16 protein-coding genes and 4 tRNA genes are annotated in these 16,914 nt (G+C 69.0%); 11 read left to right on the forward strand and 9 right to left on the reverse strand.

The genetic code is table 11. The features are described 5' to 3' along the window. Positions 1-111 precede the first annotated feature (111 nt). On the reverse strand, positions 112-603 hold the full coding sequence (locus BLS97_RS12365) for a YajQ family cyclic di-GMP-binding protein (RefSeq protein ID WP_090476271.1): 492 nt from the start codon (positions 601-603) through the stop codon (positions 112-114). 159 nt (positions 604-762) lie between these two features. On the opposite strand from BLS97_RS12365, the gene BLS97_RS12370 reads away from it, so the two are divergent. From BLS97_RS12370 to BLS97_RS12400, 7 genes are all read left to right on the forward strand, one after another. After that, positions 763-843 (forward strand) — tRNA-Tyr (locus tag BLS97_RS12370). A gap of 292 nt (positions 844-1,135) precedes the next feature. Next, positions 1,136-3,682 (forward strand): EAL domain-containing protein, encoded by a 2,547-nt coding sequence (locus tag BLS97_RS12375; RefSeq protein WP_157695383.1) that lies wholly within the window; start codon positions 1,136-1,138, stop codon positions 3,680-3,682. Positions 3,683-3,805: 123 nt separating this feature from the next. Further along, positions 3,806-3,878 (forward strand) — tRNA-Thr (locus BLS97_RS12380). A 106-nt stretch (positions 3,879-3,984) separates the two neighbouring features. Then, positions 3,985-4,061: transfer RNA gene (locus BLS97_RS12385), tRNA-Met, on the forward strand. A gap of 143 nt (positions 4,062-4,204) precedes the next feature. Beyond that, the gene (gene rpmG / locus BLS97_RS12390; RefSeq protein WP_090476275.1) at positions 4,205-4,369 is read left to right on the forward strand and encodes a 50S ribosomal protein L33; all 165 of its coding nucleotides are present in this window, start codon (positions 4,205-4,207) and stop codon (positions 4,367-4,369) included. Between the two features lie 5 nt (positions 4,370-4,374). Then, complete coding sequence (locus BLS97_RS12395; RefSeq protein ID WP_090476276.1) at positions 4,375-4,821, forward strand: FAS1-like dehydratase domain-containing protein; 447 nt, start codon at positions 4,375-4,377, stop codon at positions 4,819-4,821. Further along, positions 4,818-5,240 carry a MaoC family dehydratase gene (locus BLS97_RS12400; protein ID WP_090476278.1) on the forward strand — a complete coding sequence of 141 codons (423 nt, stop codon included), beginning with the start codon at positions 4,818-4,820 and terminating at the stop codon, positions 5,238-5,240. The genes BLS97_RS12395 and BLS97_RS12400 overlap by 4 nt, the downstream gene beginning before the upstream one ends. Positions 5,241-5,397: 157 nt before the next feature. Here the strand turns inward: BLS97_RS12400 and BLS97_RS12405 are convergent, their stop codons facing one another. The 6 genes from BLS97_RS12405 to BLS97_RS12430 all read right to left on the reverse strand — a co-directional run bounded on the left by BLS97_RS12405 (position 5,398) and on the right by BLS97_RS12430 (position 11,434). Beyond that, a complete protein-coding gene (locus BLS97_RS12405; RefSeq protein ID WP_231988079.1) occupies positions 5,398-6,615 on the reverse strand; it encodes a pyridoxal phosphate-dependent aminotransferase in 1,218 nt (405 codons plus the stop codon). A 329-nt stretch (positions 6,616-6,944) separates the two neighbouring features. Further along, positions 6,945-7,967, reverse strand: coding sequence for an ABC transporter substrate-binding protein (locus BLS97_RS12410; RefSeq protein WP_090476282.1), 1,023 nt, complete (start codon positions 7,965-7,967; stop codon positions 6,945-6,947). A gap of 68 nt (positions 7,968-8,035) precedes the next feature. Next, positions 8,036-8,800, reverse strand: a complete 765-nt coding sequence (locus BLS97_RS12415; protein ID WP_197676155.1) for an ABC transporter permease — start codon at positions 8,798-8,800, stop codon at positions 8,036-8,038. After that, a complete protein-coding gene (locus BLS97_RS12420; RefSeq protein ID WP_090476285.1) occupies positions 8,797-9,459 on the reverse strand; it encodes an ABC transporter permease in 663 nt (220 codons plus the stop codon). Before BLS97_RS12420 ends, BLS97_RS12415 begins: the two co-directional genes overlap by 4 nt. Next, positions 9,459-10,589, reverse strand: a complete 1,131-nt coding sequence (locus BLS97_RS12425; RefSeq protein ID WP_090476286.1) for an ABC transporter ATP-binding protein — start codon at positions 10,587-10,589, stop codon at positions 9,459-9,461. Before BLS97_RS12425 ends, BLS97_RS12420 begins: the two co-directional genes overlap by 1 nt. A 92-nt stretch (positions 10,590-10,681) precedes the next feature. Then, positions 10,682-11,434, reverse strand: coding sequence for an IclR family transcriptional regulator (locus tag BLS97_RS12430; RefSeq protein WP_197676156.1), 753 nt, complete (start codon positions 11,432-11,434; stop codon positions 10,682-10,684). 174 nt (positions 11,435-11,608) lie between these two features. Between BLS97_RS12430 and BLS97_RS12435 the strand changes: the two genes are divergently transcribed. Then, complete coding sequence (locus BLS97_RS12435; RefSeq protein ID WP_197676157.1) at positions 11,609-13,144, forward strand: aromatic amino acid ammonia-lyase; 1,536 nt, start codon at positions 11,609-11,611, stop codon at positions 13,142-13,144. Positions 13,145-13,193: 49 nt separating this feature from the next. Here the strand turns inward: BLS97_RS12435 and BLS97_RS12440 are convergent, their stop codons facing one another. After that, a complete protein-coding gene (locus BLS97_RS12440; protein ID WP_090476290.1) occupies positions 13,194-13,847 on the reverse strand; it encodes a cysteine dioxygenase in 654 nt (217 codons plus the stop codon). Then, positions 13,844-14,755, reverse strand: a complete 912-nt coding sequence (locus tag BLS97_RS12445) for an amidohydrolase family protein (RefSeq protein WP_231988080.1) — start codon at positions 14,753-14,755, stop codon at positions 13,844-13,846. The genes BLS97_RS12440 and BLS97_RS12445 overlap by 4 nt, the downstream gene beginning before the upstream one ends. A 231-nt stretch (positions 14,756-14,986) precedes the next feature. Between BLS97_RS12445 and BLS97_RS12450 the strand changes: the two genes are divergently transcribed. The 3 genes from BLS97_RS12450 (at position 14,987) to secE (ending at position 16,892) form a co-directional block, all read left to right on the forward strand. Further along, a complete protein-coding gene (locus BLS97_RS12450) occupies positions 14,987-16,030 on the forward strand; it encodes a LacI family DNA-binding transcriptional regulator (RefSeq protein ID WP_090476292.1) in 1,044 nt (347 codons plus the stop codon). A 186-nt stretch (positions 16,031-16,216) separates the two neighbouring features. Beyond that, a tRNA-Trp gene (locus BLS97_RS12455) sits at positions 16,217-16,289 on the forward strand. Between the two features lie 81 nt (positions 16,290-16,370). Further along, complete coding sequence (gene secE / locus BLS97_RS23875; protein ID WP_231988081.1) at positions 16,371-16,892, forward strand: preprotein translocase subunit SecE; 522 nt, start codon at positions 16,371-16,373, stop codon at positions 16,890-16,892. Positions 16,893-16,914 lie beyond the last annotated feature (22 nt).

A 16,914-nucleotide genomic window follows, 5' to 3' on the forward strand; every position in this document is an offset into this window, starting at 1 on the left:
GAACTGCTCCTTCAACACGGGCCTGATGGCACAATCATAATCCTGACGTATGACCGATGGCGCCGTGTTTGCGGTCCGATGACGGGATCGGGGGCTACCGGTGACCGGGGTCTACCGGTAGTTGGTGAACTGCAGGGCCACCTCGAGGTCGGCCGCCTTCAGCAGGGCGATGACGGCCTGCAAGTCGTCCCGCTTCTTGCCCGACACCCGAAGCTGGTCCCCCTGGATCTGGGCCTGGACCCCCTTGGGGCCCTCCTCGCGGATCTTCTTCGATATCAGCTTGGCCTGCTCCGACGAGATGCCCTGGACCAGTTTGCCCGACGCCTTGTACGTCTTGCCGGACTGCACCGGCTCATCCATGTCCAGTGCCCGCATCGAGATGCCGCGCTTGATCAACTTCTCCTTGAAGACGTCGATGGCGGCCAGGGCCCGCTCCTCGGTCGACGACGTGATGGTGATGCCTTCCTCGCCGGCCCAGGCGATGGTGGAATCGGTGCCGCGGAAGTCGAATCGCTGGCTCAACTCCTTCGCCGCCTGGTTGAGCGCGTTGTCGGCCTCCTGGCGGTCGACCTTGCTCACGATGTCGAATGACGGGTCAGCCATCTCGGTACGCCTCTCTCGGTGCTCGGATTCGTCTCGCCCCGCTCCGGCCGACCTGGCCGGACGGAGCCCGCCTCGACGCTACCGCCACGGATTGGGATAGTTGGCCACCGCCTAGTAATGTTCACGCCGCAGTACGGGACGAACGCGTCCCGAGAACGAGGCAGGTTGCCCGAGTGGCCAAAGGGAGCTGACTGTAAATCAGCCGCGCAAGCTACGGGGGTTCAAATCCCTCACCTGCCACACCAGATCTGGCCCCGCACCGCATGGTGCGGGGCCAGACGGCTGTCACGACCGGGTGAAGACCCCGTGCGCCGACCTGTTCGCGTGACGTCGTGACCTGAACAGCAGAGTGAATGTTGTCCATCCGTGGAACGATTTGCTGTTCTTCGATCGCTAATCGGGGCGCTGGAAGTTACGCTTCGCTCATGAGCGGTTGAGACGTTGGCCCAAATGCCGTGCCCGGAACACGCAGGTGGCTTCATCGGCGGGGTAGATCCGTCGCAGACCGTCAGTGAACACGAGAGGTGACGCAGTGCCCGAACGCGCGCGCCGCATCTACCCGCAACAACGCGTGTACGCCGTCGCCACCGTAGTCTTCGGACTCATTGCCGCCGTGCTCTGGGTCATCGCGGTCCCGCTCTACCACCGTCCGGTCTCGCATTCGTCGCTGATGATCGGCGGTGCCCTGCTGATCCTGGCCTTCGCGACCACCGAGACGCTGTCCCTGCGCATCGAGGTGCGCAAGGAGACATTCCTGGTCAGCCTCTCCGAGTTGGCCTCGATCTACGGCCTGATCATCCTGCCCGGTTGGGTGGTCGGGGTCGCCCACGTCGTCGCGTCCGTCATCGTCTTCCGTTTGCGCCGGGACAACTGGCGCGCGGTGCGGATCAACTTCGTCGTCATCGCCGTCGAGTCCGGCGTCGGCGCGATCATCGCGGCCGGCCTCCCCATCGGCTGGGACCAGCACAACCACCCCATCCTGGGGGCGGCCGTCGGTGGGGTGGTCGCCGCGATGGTCTCGTCCCAGGCCGTGTGGGCCACCTACTCGTTCATGGGAACGCCGGAACCTTTCGTCCGGATGCTGACGCGGTCGTTGGTGGCCGCCTGCTCGTGCGCGATCTTCGCGCTCGTCGCCTACACGTTGTGCAACACCACTCCGCAGCCGACCGGCTACATCCTGTGCGCGGGTCTGGGCGCTCTGATCATCGTGCTCTACCGCACCTACGCGAAGTTCCTCCGCCAGCACACGGACCTGTCCCGGATGTACTCCTTCGGCCGGAACGTGGCCGAGGTCGGATCGTCGGCCTCGGATTGGCACGGCTTGATCGAGCAGGTCCGCGACCAGCTCAACGCCAAGGTGGCTCTGGTCCACCTCAACGAGCCGACCAGCGGCTTCCAGACCCTGTCGGTCGGGTCGGACGGCGTGCTGTCGGAGCTGCCGCCCGAGCCGCTGGACCCGCTGCTCGCGCTGGCCACGCGGGACGGCCGGGCTCAGGTCTCCAGTGACCGCACGGCCGACAAGAGCCTCCTCGCCGCGTTGCGTGCGCGCGACGCCTGGGACGTGCTGGTGGTGCCGCTGCGATCCGGGGACCGCGACCGGGGCTATCTCGAGGTGCGTGACCGGTTGAGCCGGTGGGGACGGTTCCGCGAGAACGACCTGACCCTGCTGGAGACCCTGGCCAGTCACTTCGCCACCGCCTTGGACAACATGCGCCTGCTGGAGACCCTGCGGCACGAGGCCTATCACGACGAGATCACCGGTCTGCTGAACTGGCGTGGGCTGGCCGGGGAGCTGGAGAGCTCCATGGCCACCGGGTCGATCAGCGCCGTGATGCTGGTGCAGTTGGACATCCTGCCCGAGGTGAACAACGCCATCGGCCATGACCGCGGTGAGCAGCTGCTCTCCGCCGCCGGTCTACGGCTGGTGGCCGCGTTGGGGCAGGAGCGTCTCGTCGCGCACATCGAGTCCGATCGCTTCGCCGTGCTGATCCCGAGCACTCCCGAAGGTCACCTGCTGGACCGGGCCTCGGATCTACTGACGGTCGTCGGGCGCCCCTACGCCCTGGACGGGATCGAGGTCGAGCCTCATGCCCACGCCGGCATCGCCCACGTGGCAGTGGCGGGTGGGGTCGACGGCGGGGCCTCGGCCGTCGAGGACGTCAGCACCCTGCTGCAGCGCGCCGAGATGGCTCTGATGGCGGCGCAGTCATCGGACGAGCCCATCCGCACCTACGGCGCGAGCATGGGACAGGTCTTCCGGCGTCGCTTCCAGCTGGTGACCCAGTTCCGCAAGGCGGTCGAGGACGGCCTCATCACGGTCCACTACCAGCCGAAGCTGAGCTTGTCCGATCGGGAACTGGCCGGCGTCGAGGCGCTGGTGCGCTGGACGCATCCGGAGTTCGGGCCGGTGTCGCCGTCGGAATTCGTCGAGGCCATCGAGGCGACCGGTTCGATCGACACCCTCCTGCGCCACGTTCTGGAGATCGTCCTGGCCCAGGTGGCGGAGTGGCGACGCCGGAACATGAAGATCAGCGCGGCGGTCAACCTGTCGGTCCGCAACCTGTCCGGACCCAACTTCCCCCAGGTGATCCGCGCGGCCCTCGACGCGCACGGCGTCCCGCCGGAGCTGCTTACGTTCGAGATCACCGAGTCGAGCGTGATGGCCGATCCGGAGCGCTCTCTGCCGATCCTGCGCGAACTCCACTCGATGGGCATTCGGCTCTCGGTGGACGACTTCGGCACCGGATACTCCTCCCTGGCCTACCTCCGCCGGCTGCCGATCGACGAGATCAAGATCGACAAGTCCTTCGTCCAGGGGATGGTCACCGACCTGTCCGACCACGCCATCGTGCGCGCCATCATCGACCTGGGGCACTCGCTCGGCCTGCGGGTGATCGCCGAGGGGGTCGAGGAGGAAGCGGCCCGGGACGCCCTGCGGGCGCTGCACTGCGACGAGATGCAGGGGTTCCTGCTGGCCCGCCCGATGCCGATCGAGAAGTTGGAGGCCTGGCTGGCCTCCCGGACGGTCAGGACGAAGGCGGTCGGCACCGCCCCGCAGATGCTTCGTCTCGTCGGCTAGTGCGGCGGCTGATCCGGCCTGAACTGCGGTTTTCTTGCGGGGGGCGCGGTGAGGTACAGTTGCCGAGGCTCTCAGGTGGTCAGTGATCCTCCTGGGAGCAGAACCTTGTTTCATGCAGTACAGGCCCCTTTAGCTCAGTCGGCAGAGCGTCTCCATGGTAAGGAGAAGGTCTACGGTTCGATTCCGTAAAGGGGCTCGGAGATGCTCGGCGGTCCGTTCGTCGGGTGTCGCTCGGGAACGCACGGCTCGCCCCGGCGAGCATGCCTCACGGAACAAATGAGGCGGACGCTGTGTTCCTATGTGGCGGTGTAGCTCAGCTGGTTAGAGCGAGCGACTCATAATCGCTAGGTCGCCGGTTCGAGTCCGGCCATCGCTACCAAGATCACCACCGGCTATCCGACCTGGAATCAGTCGCGGTGACGTTCGCCGGCCACCTTCGGATGGCCAAATGCCCGAGAGTCCGTAGGCGCCCAGCCCGCGTGCTCGTTATCGCACCGCAAGTTGAAGAAAGAGGCAGCTGACGTGGCCGCCACCGACGTTCGTCCGAAGATCACGCTCGCGTGTGAGCAGTGCAAGCACCGCAACTACATCACGCGCAAGAACCGTCGCAACGATCCCGATCGTCTCGAGATCAAGAAGTTCTGCCCGAACTGCGGCACCCACCGCGCCCACAAGGAAACTCGCTAGTTTCCGTGGCCCTGGATCCGTCGTTCGTCGGTCGTACGTTCTCCCTGGATGAGCCGTACGTCGTCGGAATCGAGAAGATCCGGGAGTTCGCCTCGGCGATCGGTGACAACAACCCGATCTCCCACAACACAGCGGCCGCCAAGGCCGCCGGACACGACGGCCTGGTCGCGTCGCCCACGTTCGCCATCGCGGCCGTGGCGCGCGCCCAGGACGCTGTCATTTTCGACCCCGCTCTGGGGCTGGACTTCACCCGGGTCGTCCACGGCGACCAGAAGTTCGTTCACCATCGCCCGATCTGCTCCGGTGACGTGCTGCACTGCGCCGTCACCGTCGACGCCATTCGGGCCCTGGGATCCAACGATGTGCTCACCCTGCGGGCCGAGCTGACCCTGGCCGACGGCACCCCCGTCACCACAGCGGTGTCCTCGCTCGTCGTGAGGGGCACGGCATGACGGTCACGTTCGACGGGCTCTCGGTCGGAGATTCGATCCCGGCCGGTTCCTACCCCCTGACCCGGTCCGACCTCGTCCGCTACGCGGGAGCGTCCGGCGACTTCAACCCGATCCACTGGAACCAGCGGGTCGCGACCGAGGTCGGTCTGCCCGACGTCATCGCCCACGGCATGCTGACCATGGCCACCGCGGCCCGAGCCGTCACCGACTGGGTCGGCGACCCGGCCGCGGTGATCGAGTACTCGGTGCGCTTCACCCGGCCCGTGGTCGTTCCCGATGACGGCGTCGGCGCCCTGGTCGAGGTCACCGGCGTCATCGGTGCCCTGGACCCCGATGCCCGCACCGCTCGCGTCGACCTGACGGCCAAGGCGGCCGGCGTCACCGTCCTGGGCAAGGCCCGCGTCGTCGTCCAACTCTGATCCTCGGCGCATGCGGAGCTCCCGGCGCATACAGAACCTCCCGGCGCATACGGAAAGGCCCGATTCCGGCAGCAAATCGCCGGAATCGGGCCTTTCTGTATGCGCGGAGGCTTTCTATATGCGCAGAACCGCTCGCGCCTGCGCGGCGGGTCAGCGGTCAGTCCTTGGCGGTCCGTAGGAAGTCGCCCATGCGCTGCACGCCGGTCTTGAGGTCCTCGTCACCGAGGGCGTAGGAGAGCCGGAAGTAGCCCGGGGTACCGAATGCCTCACCCGGCACGACGGCCACTTCGGCGCGTTCCAGCACCAGGGCGGCCAACTCGGACGACGACTGCGGGCGGACGCCACCGAAGTCCTTGCCGATCAGGGCAGCCACACTCGGGTAGCAGTAGAACGCCCCCTTCGGCTCGGGACACGTGACACCGGGAATGTCCCGCAACATCGCGACCATCGTCTGCCGACGCCGATCGAAGGCCTCGCGCATCATCGCCACGGCGTCCAGCGGCCCGCTGACCGCCTCCAGGGCGGCCCGCTGCGACACGTTGGCCACGTTGGACGACAGATGTGACTGCAGGTTGGTGGCGGCCGTGATGACGTCCTGGGGACCGATCATCCAGCCGACGCGCCAACCCGTCATCGCGTAGGTCTTGGCCACACCGTTGAGCACGACGCAGCGATCGGCGATCTCCGGGGCCACGACCGGCATCGAGACGTGCTCGGCACCCCCGTAGACCAGGTGCTCGTAGATCTCGTCGGTCACGACCCAGATGCCCTTGTCGGCGGCCCACCGGCCGATCGCGGCGACCTGGTCCGGCGGGTAGACCGCACCGGTCGGGTTGGACGGAGAACAGAACAAAAGGATCTTGGTCCGGTCGGTCAGCGCGGCTTCCAACTGCTCCACCGACACCAGGTAGTCGCTGGTCTCGTCGGCGACCACCGGGACCGGAACCCCACCGGCCAGGGCGATTGCCTCCGGGTAGGTGGTCCAGTACGGGGCCGGGAGGATGACCTCGTCGCCCGGATCGAGCAGCGTGGCGAAAGTCTGGTAGACGGCCTGCTTGCCACCGTTGGTGACCAGCACCTGTGACGGCTTGACGTGGTAGTTCGAGTCCCGAGCGGTCTTGTCGGCGATGGCCTGACGCAACTCCGGCAGGCCGGCCGCCGGCGTGTACTTGTGGTTGGCCGGGTTCTCGCACGCGTCCGCGGCCGCCTTCACGATGGGTTCCGGCGTCGGGAAGTCGGGCTCGCCGGCCCCGAATCCGATCACCGGCCGGCCGGCCGCCTTGAGCGCCTTGGCCTTGGCATCGACGGCCAGAGTGGCCGACTCGGCAATGGCCGAGATCCGGGCAGAAACGCGGGGTTTTGTGGTCTCACTCACGAGGACCGATCCTTCCACACCCGCCGCACCGGACGTCGCGCGGCACCCAGCGGCCGATGGCGGCAACCGGACGTGCCGCCCGGCCATCCGACCCGCCGACCGATGCCCGTCCGACCCGCCGGCCGATGGGGCCGACCCGCCGACCGATGCTCGTCGGACCCGCCGGCCGATGGGGCCGACCCGCCGACCGATGCCCGCCGGCCGATGCCGCCGGTCGGTGCCCGCCGGCCGGTGCTCGCCTTCCGGGGCAGACGCCGAGAGCCGGCACCCCGGCGGGGCACCGGCTCTCGGCGATCAGGTGTGGCGACCGGACGGGCGCCGACGTCAGATCAGGACAGTCCCTGAGCCTTCAGCCAGTCCTGGGCGACCTTCTCGGCGTCGGTGCCGCCGTACTCCTGCTTGTCCAGGGCGGTGAGGGTGGCCGTGTCCAGCTTGGCCGACACCGCGTTCAGCGTCTTGGTGATCAACGGGGTGACCTTCTTGGTGGCGATCAACGGCAGCACGTTCTGCGCGGTGTAGAGGTTCTTCGGGTCCTGCAGCACGACGAAACCGTTCTCCGGGATCGACGGGTCCGTCGTGAACAGGTCGGCCGCGTCGACCTGACCGTTCTTCAGCGCGGTGACGGACAGCTTGCCTCCGGCATCCAGCGTCTTGAACGTGCCGAACTTGACCCCGTAGGTCTTGTCCAGACCGGGAACGCCGTCGGCGCGCGTCTTGAACTCCGGGGCCGCCCCCAGCACCATCGAGGATGCGTGGGAGGCGAGGTCACCGATGGTCTTCAGGTTGTACTTCTTGGCCGTGTCGGCGGTGACGGCGATCGAGTCCTTGTCCTGCGCCTCCGACTGCTCGAGCACCGTCATCCCAGCCGGCCCGACGACCGCCGGCAGCGCCTTGTAGATGTCGGCCGAGCTGGCCGCGGTCGACGTCTTGTCGAAGTAGGCCAGCAGGGTGCCGCTGTACTCCGGGATCAGGTCGATGGACCCGTCCTTCAGCGCCGGGATGTAGACCTCCCGGCTGCCGATCTTCGGCTTGACCGTGGCATCGACGCCCTTCGCCTTCAGCGCGTCGGCGTAGATGTACATCAGGATGACGCTCTCGTCGAAGTTGGCCGAGCCGACGACGATTGGGCCGGTCGTGCCGCCGCCGGCCGCAGAGCTCGCCCCACCGGAAGCAGAGCTGGCCCCGCCGGAAGCAGAGCTGGCCCCGCCGGAGCCGGCCGTCGCCCCGGCCGAGGCGGCGGCCGCCGATGCGCTCGAGGTGGTCGGTGAGCTCGATGAGCTGGAACCGCACGCGGCCAACACCAAGGTGGAGGCGGCGAGGGCGCCCACGGCACCGATCAGTCTGCGATTCATTCCTGTTTCTCCTTGTGAAGGGTCCGGGGCGCCTCTTGGATGGCGCACCGATAGGGGAAAACGGATAGCTAGGGAACAGCCACCACGGGTGCTCGTAGGTGCGACCTTTTGTATCTGGCGGTAATTCCCCGAGACGTCACATAGCGCTGGATCGTTGCCACAATGAGATCGACCACCAACGCCAGCAGCGCGACCAGCACCGCGCCGGCGAGCAGTTGCCCGGTGGCCGTGTGGCTGTCCGGTGTGTCCTGGAAAGGTCCGCTCTGGAAGCCGTTGTAGATCGGATGCCCGAGGCCGCCGAGGCCGATGTACGCCCCGACGGTCGCGGTGGCGATCACCTGCAGGATGGCGCTGCGCAAGCCAGAGATGATCAGCGGCAGCGCGTTGGGGAGTTCGACGCGGAGCAGGACCTGACCCCCGGTCATACCCATTCCCTTCGCCGCGTCCTTGATGGCCGGCTCCACCTGCTGGATGCCGGCGTAGGTGTTGGACAGGATCGGCGGGATGGCCAGGAGCACCAGCACGATCTCCACCGGCAGGATGAAGACGGTGTTGCTGTGCCCGTGGAAGTGCGGGGACAGGATCACGTAGAGCAGCACGATGAGGCCGAAGGTCGGGAGCGCGCGGCTGGCATTGACCGCGCCGACGACGACGGCCCGGCCCCGGCCGGTGTGGCCGATCGCCATCCCGACCGGGAAGGCGACCACCGCGGCGATCAACACCGCGATGAACGAGTAGGTCAGGTGCTGGACGATGTCCGTCCACAGACCGGTGTCGCCGCCGTTGTCGTGCCAGTTCGCGCTGGTCGTGAGGTAGTTCCACAGATCGTTCACGGGTTCGGCACCGCCTTGCGCCACGGGGTGAGCAGCCGGCTGATCAGTTGGATCAGGAAGTCAAGGGCCAGCGCCAGCAGCAGGCACAGAACGATGGCCAGTCCGATCGGGCTGTACGGATCGTTTCCGGCGTGGAAGCCGGTGTCGATCAAGGTCCCGAGTTGCGCGGTACCGACCAGCGTGGCGACGGCGACCAAGCTGACGTTCGACACGGTCGCCACCCGGACGCCGGCCGCGATGACCGGCACCGCGAGGGGCAGCTCCACCGCGAAGAAGCGGCCGACGGCCTTGTAACCCATCGCCGTGGCCGCCTGCTTGGTCTCCGCCGGTACGGACTTGAGGCCGTCGGCGACCACTCGGACCAGCAGCGCGACGGCGTACGCGGCGAGGGCGACGATGATGTTGACGACGGACAGGATCTGCGTGTGCAGGATGCCGGGCATCGCGACGAAGAGCACGAGCGAGGGGATCGTGTAGATCAGGCCCGCGATGCTGATCAGCGCGGGGTAGGCGAACTTGTAGCGGGCCGCCAGCCAGCCCAACGGGAGGGCGATCACCAGGCCGATGACCACGGGCAGCACGGACAGGTAGAAATGGGCCCACAGGTAGGCCCACACTCCCGTCGGACCGCTGGCGTGGTCGCGGAAGTAGGTCAGCATCAGCCGCTCACCGCCGGTGCTCCGTACCGGCCGGCGGCGGCCCTGGCCTCGATGCGCGCGACCACCTCGGCGGCGGTCACCGTGCCGCGGAAGCGGCCGTCCTCGTCGACCACGACGCCGCGCCCGGACGGCGACGACAGGGCCGCGTCGAGCGTGTTGCGCAGGGTCCCGCCCTCGGTGGCCAAAGTCCCTCCGAGGTTGAGGATGGCCGGGGTGATCTGCATCGACCCGTCATGGACGCCGTGGTCGACGTTGAACCAGCCCTGCGGGCTGTTCGCGCTGTCGACGACCAGTACCCACCCGTCCTCGGCCGCCCGGACTCCCTCGGCCACCGTGGCGCCGACGGCGACGGTGGTCTCGGACCGGACGGGCACCGTGTCGGTCGCGAAGCCGAGGGCACGGTACCCGCGGTCGCGTCCGACGAAGCCGGCCACGAACGAGTTGGCCGGATGGGAGAGCAGCTCGGCCGGGCTGGCCAACTGGGCCAGCACCCCGCCGACGTTCAGCACAGCGACCTGGTCGCCCAGCTTGATCGCCTCGTCGATGTCATGGGTGACGAAGACGATGGTCTTGCCGAGTTCGGATTGCAGCCTTAGGAACTCCTGCTGCAGCTGTTCCCGGACGACCGGGTCCACCGCGGAGAACGGCTCGTCCATCAGCATCACCGGCGGGTCGGCGACCAGGGCCCGGGCCACGCCGACCCGTTGTTGCTGGCCGCCGGACAGCTGAGCCGGATAGCGCTCGGCGAACCGCGCCTCGAGCCCGACCCGCTCCATCAGCTCCATGGCCTTGGCCCTGGCCTGTTTCTTGTTGTGTCCGAGCAGGCTGGGCACCGTGATGATGTTGTCCAGGATGGTCCGGTGGGGGAAGAGACCGGCATGCTGGATGACGTATCCGATACCCCGTCGCAGGGTGGCCGGCGGCACCTTGCCGGTGTCCTGGTCGTCAAGCCAGATCGTGCCGCCGGACGGTTCGATCATCCGGTTGATCATGCGCAGCGAGGTCGTCTTGCCGCACCCGGACGGCCCCACGAACACGGTGATCTGCCCGGACGGAGCGGTCAGGCTCAGGTCGTTGACCGCCACCGTGCCGTCGGGGTACCTCTTGGTCACTGAGTCGAACTTGATCATGCGGACCCCGCCATGCTCGCTCCTGTTGGTCGGTTGGCTCGTACTGCTGCGTCGACGACCGGTGGTCGCCCCGTGCTCGGCATTTCCGTTCCTCATCCGGTCTCTGCGATGACGAGCCGGCCCGGGCGGGTCGGCACGGCGAACTGTTCGCCGAGGAGACGGGCCTCGGCGCTGACCGCGGCACCGATGCGCGCGGCCTGCTCGTCATCGATACGGTAGGTCGGACCCACGACAGAGATCACGGCGACCGCCGCCGCCCGTCCTCCGGGGGGCGCCGGCCGACAGACGGGAGCGGCGATGGCGGTGACGTCCGGCTCGACCGCTGACCGCATCACGACGTGGCCCGATGGGGGCACCTCGCCGCGGAAGGCGGCGCCGGCGGCGGTACCGCGCAACGGGATGCTCCGACCGATCCAGCTGGTGTGCCGGACCGAGTGCAGACCTTCGACCATGCCGGCGTAGACAGCGGTGTCGGTGGGACCGGGTAGGCACAGGTACGTCGATTCGCTGCAGGCCCCCACGATGCGCTGCAATGCCGGTTCGGCCGCGACGACCAGGGCCTGTCGGCTCAGGGCGGCCGCGCCGAGCTGGATCAGCCGCGGCCCGGCCCGGAACAGCCCGCGCTCGTCCCGGCTGACCAGGTTCGAGGTCTCCAGGGTGCGCAGGAGGCGGAGGGCGGTGCTGGGGGCCAGACCGGCGCGTCGTGCGCACTCGGCCAGGCCGATCTCGCCCTGGTCGCAGACCTCGGCCAGCAGATCCATCGCGCGTTCGACGGCACGGGTGGACGACGAAGGGCCGGAAGCCAACATTCGCGCGGGAAGTCCGTTCGTGGATACTTCGGTCATCCGAGGCTTCTTTCTTGCCAACCAGCGGAAGAATGCTGCCAACGAGTGAAACCTTGGCCCGGCGCGGATCGTCCGTCAAGACCTACCGGGGTTCGTGACAATGGCGTTACACCGCTTTCATCCGGGCCGGTCACCGGCCCGAGGACCGAGACGACGACGAAATGGGAAGGCAACGTGGGTACTGCTGATCAGGCCGGGAGCGGATCCGGCGTCGAGCCGTTGGTGGTCGACGGCCGTTCCCTGACCGTCGCCGGTATCCGTTCGGCCGCGTTTCGAACCCGGCCGATCGAGTTGGCGGTCACCGGCCGCGAGCGGGCTCGGCGGTCGCAGGAGTTCGCCGACCGCACCGCGGGCGAGCGTCCGCTGTACGGCCGCTCGACCGGCGTCGGCGCGAACCGCACAGTCTCAGTTCCGGGTGATTCGGGCGATCATGCCGTCCGGCTGCTGCGCAGCCACGCCGCGTCGACCGGCGAGCGGCGGTCGCCCGAGCGGGTGCGCGCCATGCTCGTGGTGCGGTTGAACCAGCTGGCCACCGGCGGCAGCGGCGTGGACCCGCAGGTCCTGGACGGATTGGTCGCGATGATCGCCGACGACGCCCTGCCCGCGGTCCGGGAGCTGGGCAGCATCGGCACCGGTGACCTGTCCGCCCTGGCCACCACGGCCTTGGCGCTGATGGGGGAGGGCCCGACCTCCTCGCCGGTGCGGCACATCACCGGCTTCGGGCCGGCCGATGGTCTGGCGTTCATTTCCAGCAACGCGGCGGTGATCGCCGACGCCGCGCTGGCCGTGTCCTCGATCCAGGAGTCCGCCGCTGCCGCTCTCGTGGTCGCGGCACTTACCTTCCACGCGGTCGACGGCAACGCCGAGGCGTACTCCGACGGGGCCCTGCGCACCACGCCGTTCGCCGGAGCGGCGGACGCGGCCCGGACGATGCGCTCACTGATCGGGGCCGACCCGTTCGGCAGTCGCCGGTCGGGGCCGTCCGGACGGGCGGCCGCGCGGATCCAGGATCCGTTCGGTCTGCGAGCGATCCCACAGGTCAACGGCCCGGTACTGGATCGCGTGGCCGAGGCCGCCGAGGTGGTCTCGAGACTGGCCAACGCGCCGACCGAGAACCCGTTGGTCGCCGTCGACGACGCCGATCCCACTGGCGGTGTGGTGGCTCACCACGCCGGCTTCCACCAGGCCTACCTGCAGATGGCGCTGGACTCGTTGGCCCTGGCGGTGGCGCAGAGTGGCCAGCTCGTGCTGGCCCGGATGGCCACGCTGATCGAGCCGTCCTTCACCGGGCTCCCGCCGTTCCTCGGCGACGGTACGCCCGGCGCATCCGGGGTGATGGTCTGCGAGTACGTGGCCGCCTCGGCGCTCGGGGCGATGCGGGCGGCTGCGGCGCCGGCCGGCCTCCAGACCGTGACCCTGTCTCGCGGCGTGGAGGAGGACGCCTCGTTCGCGTCGCTCGCGGCCACGCAGTGCCTGACGATTGCCGATCGGTACCGGCAACTGGTGGCCTGCGAGCTGGTGACGGCCGTGCGGGCCCTGCGCATGCTCGACCGGCCGCCCGCGGGGCGCATCGAGGAGATCCTGGCTCGGTGCGCGGCCCTGCCGACGGATCTCCGCGACCGGGATCTCACCGAGGACCTAGCCCTGGCCATCGACCTGCTCCCGGCGTTGGCCGAGCTGACCGGTCGGCCCGCCCCGGCCCGGTCTTAGGAGTACGGCGGCCGGCGGTGCGCTGGACAGGCTCGCCGGCCGGCGCAGCTCAGATCATGTCGTCCAACGGGCGTAGCTCGTCGGCATAGGAGACGGACCGGCGGCGCAGCATGCCGTTGCCGCTGACCGTGTACTGGCCCATCCGCCACAGCGGGGGCGAGTACGCGTGGATCGACACGCTCCCCGCGTCGCGGCCGGTCAGGCGATGGATGTGGTCCGGGCCGAAGGCGAATACCAAGCCGTCCTGGACGTCGGTGGACATGCTCGGGGCGCCGACGGCCAGGTTGTGCTCGGTCAGGCAACCCTGGGTGACGGCGACGGCACCCGAGGAGATGTCGTGGTCGTGCCAGCCGGTGTCGTTCTGCGGCGTCCAGCACAGCACCCAGATGTCCACGTGGGTGTCGCGGTGCAGGGAGACGTAGTGCCGTTTGTCGTCGGAGAACGCGACGTGCTCGGCCCATCGATTGGTGTCCGCCGCGATCCCGGCGGCGAGTTCGCGCAGTTCCTCCGAGTCCAGGTCCCGGCCGGGCAGGTTCTCCAGGGTGATGCCGCCGGTGGCGTTGGCCACCACGTCGGCGATGAGCCTCGCGCCGTTGACCGGACGGCCTTCGGTGGACGGCAGCGTGACGATGGTGGCCGCCTCGTCCGCGAGGTCGTCGGGAAGTCGGGATGGAACGACGGCGGTGACTGCGGGAACGGTCATGCTGGGCCTCCTTCGAGCAGGCGGGTGGGGTTGGCGACGCTGAAGGCGTGGTCGGCGGCGTCGCCCATGCGGAATTGGGTCGGTCCCGCGTACGGCCGGTCGGTGCCGTTGACGACGACGTCGATGCCGAGCACCCGGACCAGGGCGTCGACGGCCCTGGCCCCGTAGGACGAGGTCTCCACGAAGGTCAGACGGTCGATCGGCGCCGGGTTGCCGCCGCCGCGGACGGAGAACCGTTCGTGGTGGACCGGAGCCAGGCCGCCGCCGGCGACGAAGCAGATGCGGAGTTGCGGGAGCATGGGCCGTCCCGCCACCTGCCACGACCACCAGGACGCCGTCATCTGGGCCGTGTAGTCGACCACGGCCGGCCACCAGGACGGGAGCTCCTCGGCCTCCGCGGAGGGCGCGACCGGACCCGGGTGGACCAGCACCGGCTTGTCGGCCTCCTCGCAGACGCGCAACACCGGGGCCAGCCGCTCGACGGCCCGTGGGGTGCGCATCGACGTGGCCGGGATCTGCAGCCCGACGAAGCCGTCGGCCAGCCGTGCGGCCAGTCCGGCGAGGTCCGGTTCGGTGCTGTGCACCGCGGCCCAGGCCCGGAACGGCGTCGGGAGGGCGGCGGCGCCCCGGTGGTACGCGTCCAGCAGGGGTTCGGCCACGTCCACCGGGAGCGCCTCGATGCCCAGGGGACTGGACAGAGACACGATGGCAATGGCCAGATCGGGGTCCAACGCTCGCCGGGCGGCCGGATCGTGGTCCTGGGGGCGCACCTGGAACGGCGGTTCGCCGGGTAGGGCCAGAGTCCATCCGTCGAGGCGCGGGTAGGAGTCCGACCGGCGGAGGGCGTCGATGAATGTCCGCGGCCACAGATGCTGGTGAACATCGATGGCGCCCGCGATCCTCCCCACCGGCGCCTCCTTCTGAACTGCAGTGAAGCGGTTCACTGATACGTATCAGTGAACCGCTTCACCAGATGCCTGTCAAGCCCGGTGACGCCCACGAAACGAGCTGTTTACCAGTGGCGTAGCAGGTGGAGACGCCCGGTTCGGGCCGCTCCCTGCATCAGCGCCTGCCCCGTCCAGCCGGGCTGGCTGACTGCTTCCGGGCTCATTGTCGGCGCCAACGGCTACCGTGATTGAATGCCCGACCGCCGCCGCCGGCCGACCCTCAAGGACATCGCCGAGGAGACCGGCTTGTCGGCGGCCGCCGTTTCCTATGCGCTGCGCGGCCTGCAGGTACCGGTGGAGACGCAGGACCGGGTGCGTGAAGCAGCCGAGCGACTGGGCTATCAGGCGGATCCGATCGCCCGGGCCCTCGCCTCCGGGCGGACGGGCAACGTCGGGCTCCTCTGTGGGTCGCTGGAGGACATCTGGCAGCAGGGCGTCGCCGCCGCTCTTGGGCGAGGTCTGCTCCAGGCCGGCCGGCAGGCGCTGATCGTGGATGCGACCAACAGCCCCGAGCAGGAGCGGACGCTGGCTGCGCGGCTGGTCGACCAGCGGGTCGATGCACTGATCGCCATGCCCATCGACCCGAAGGCCGCTCACTGGGCGGGCATCGCCGAACGGGTGGTGCTGGTGTCGATCGGGGATGGGCTGCCCGGGGCGGCTACCGCGGCGGAGGTGGTGTTCGACAACGAGGCGGCCGTCGCCGACGCACTGCGCGAGCTGGCCAACGCCGGGCATCGTCGGGTCGCCGTCCTGACCTCCATGAGCGAGAGCACCCCGGACCGTCCGGCCGAGGCGGTCGTGCACCGGGTCGGCCCGGCCCTGGGTATCGACGTCCGCCTGGTCACCGCTCCGCACGACCTGCAGGGCGCCACGGCCGCTGCCTGGCGCCTGCTCAGCGCGGCCGACCGACCGACGGGGGTGCTGTGCCTGTCCGATTCGCTGGCGTACGGCGTCTACGCGGCCGCCCGTGAGCTCGGCCTCGCACTGCCCCAGGACGTCTCGGTCATGGGGTTCGACGACCATCCGCTGTCGGCGCTGCTGACCCCGCCGCTGTCCAGCTATCGGTGGCCGGTGGAGGAACTGGTGACCACAGTCGTCCGGCGGACCGTCGAGGCCATCGAGCAGGGCAGCACCGGACGGCGTCGGGTGCTGGTGGCCCAGCCCCGCCGCCGCGGATCGGTCGCTCCGCCGCCCGTCCCGGCGGCGGCCGGCGTGGCCGAGGGGACCCCATCGTGAACGCGTCCCGGGACGACGGTTCGCCGGTCGGGCCGACCGTGCCCTACACTTGACCTCTCTGGGGTGTATTCGAGCCTGCCTGCGTCCAACGGGCCGGACGGGTGCATCCCGGATCTGCGAATACCGCCGGTGCGGATTGGCAGTAGGCGGTAGGTGCAGGGCCCAGATGTGCAGCGAGATGTACAGAGGGGCGTAGCTCAATTGGTAGAGCAACGGTCTCCAAAACCGTAGGTTGCAGGTTCAAGTCCTGTCGCCCCTGCCCAGAACGAGCAGTACGACCGGTACGACGGCGAGGGCCGCAGGGTCCTCGTCACGCCAGAGCACGAGACGAGGACCACGAGTGAGCGACGATTCCGAGGCGGGCGAGGGCCGTGCCGTACCTCCGGCTGGCGACACCCCCGACGACGCCGTCGTGGAGGCCGGTTCGACCGACTCGACCGAGTCGGATGTGAACCTGGTGAAGGAGTCCGCGAGTGAGCAGCCGGAGGCCGTCGAGGTCTCCGAGTCCGACGACGAGGAGGGTGCTGCGGCGCCCGTCCGCGAGTCGGCCCTGGTCGGTGCGTCGGCCGGATCGGCCCGTGCGGCCGCCCGCCGTAGCGGCGTCCGCGCCGGCACCACCGCGGCGAAGGGCGCCGCCACCCGGGCTCGCGACACTGGTCGTGATTCCCGAGGCAGTTTGTTCGCACGTCTGCGTCGGTTCCTCCGGGAAGTCGTCGCCGAATTGCGGAAGGTCATCTGGCCCGCCCGGAACCAGATGGTCACCTACACCATCGTCGTGATCGTCTTCGTCGTTGTCATGGTGGCTCTCACAGCCGGCCTCGACCTGCTGTTCGCCAAGGGCGTGCTGACGATCTTCGGCTGATCGTCCGCCGTTCCGGCGAGCG

The organism is Nakamurella panacisegetis, assembly GCF_900104535.1.
GTDB lineage: Bacteria > Actinomycetota > Actinomycetes > Mycobacteriales > Nakamurellaceae > Nakamurella > Nakamurella panacisegetis.

Coding starts and splice junctions, on each gene's coding strand:
- BLS97_RS12430 (WP_197676156.1), bottom strand. CDS start 11,434: ATGACCGAAGTATCCACGAACGGACTTCCCGCGCGAATGTTGGCTTCC.
- BLS97_RS12420 (WP_090476285.1), bottom strand. CDS start 9,459: ATGCTGACCTACTTCCGCGACCACGCCAGCGGTCCGACGGGAGTGTGG.
- BLS97_RS12365 (WP_090476271.1), bottom strand. CDS start 603: ATGGCTGACCCGTCATTCGACATCGTGAGCAAGGTCGACCGCCAGGAG.
- BLS97_RS12410 (WP_090476282.1), bottom strand. CDS start 7,967: ATGAATCGCAGACTGATCGGTGCCGTGGGCGCCCTCGCCGCCTCCACC.
- BLS97_RS12440 (WP_090476290.1), bottom strand. CDS start 13,847: ATGACCGTTCCCGCAGTCACCGCCGTCGTTCCATCCCGACTTCCCGAC.
- BLS97_RS12425 (WP_090476286.1), bottom strand. CDS start 10,589: ATGATCAAGTTCGACTCAGTGACCAAGAGGTACCCCGACGGCACGGTG.
- BLS97_RS12400 (WP_090476278.1), top strand. CDS start 4,818: ATGACGGTCACGTTCGACGGGCTCTCGGTCGGAGATTCGATCCCGGCC.
- BLS97_RS12450 (WP_090476292.1), top strand. CDS start 14,987: ATGCCCGACCGCCGCCGCCGGCCGACCCTCAAGGACATCGCCGAGGAG.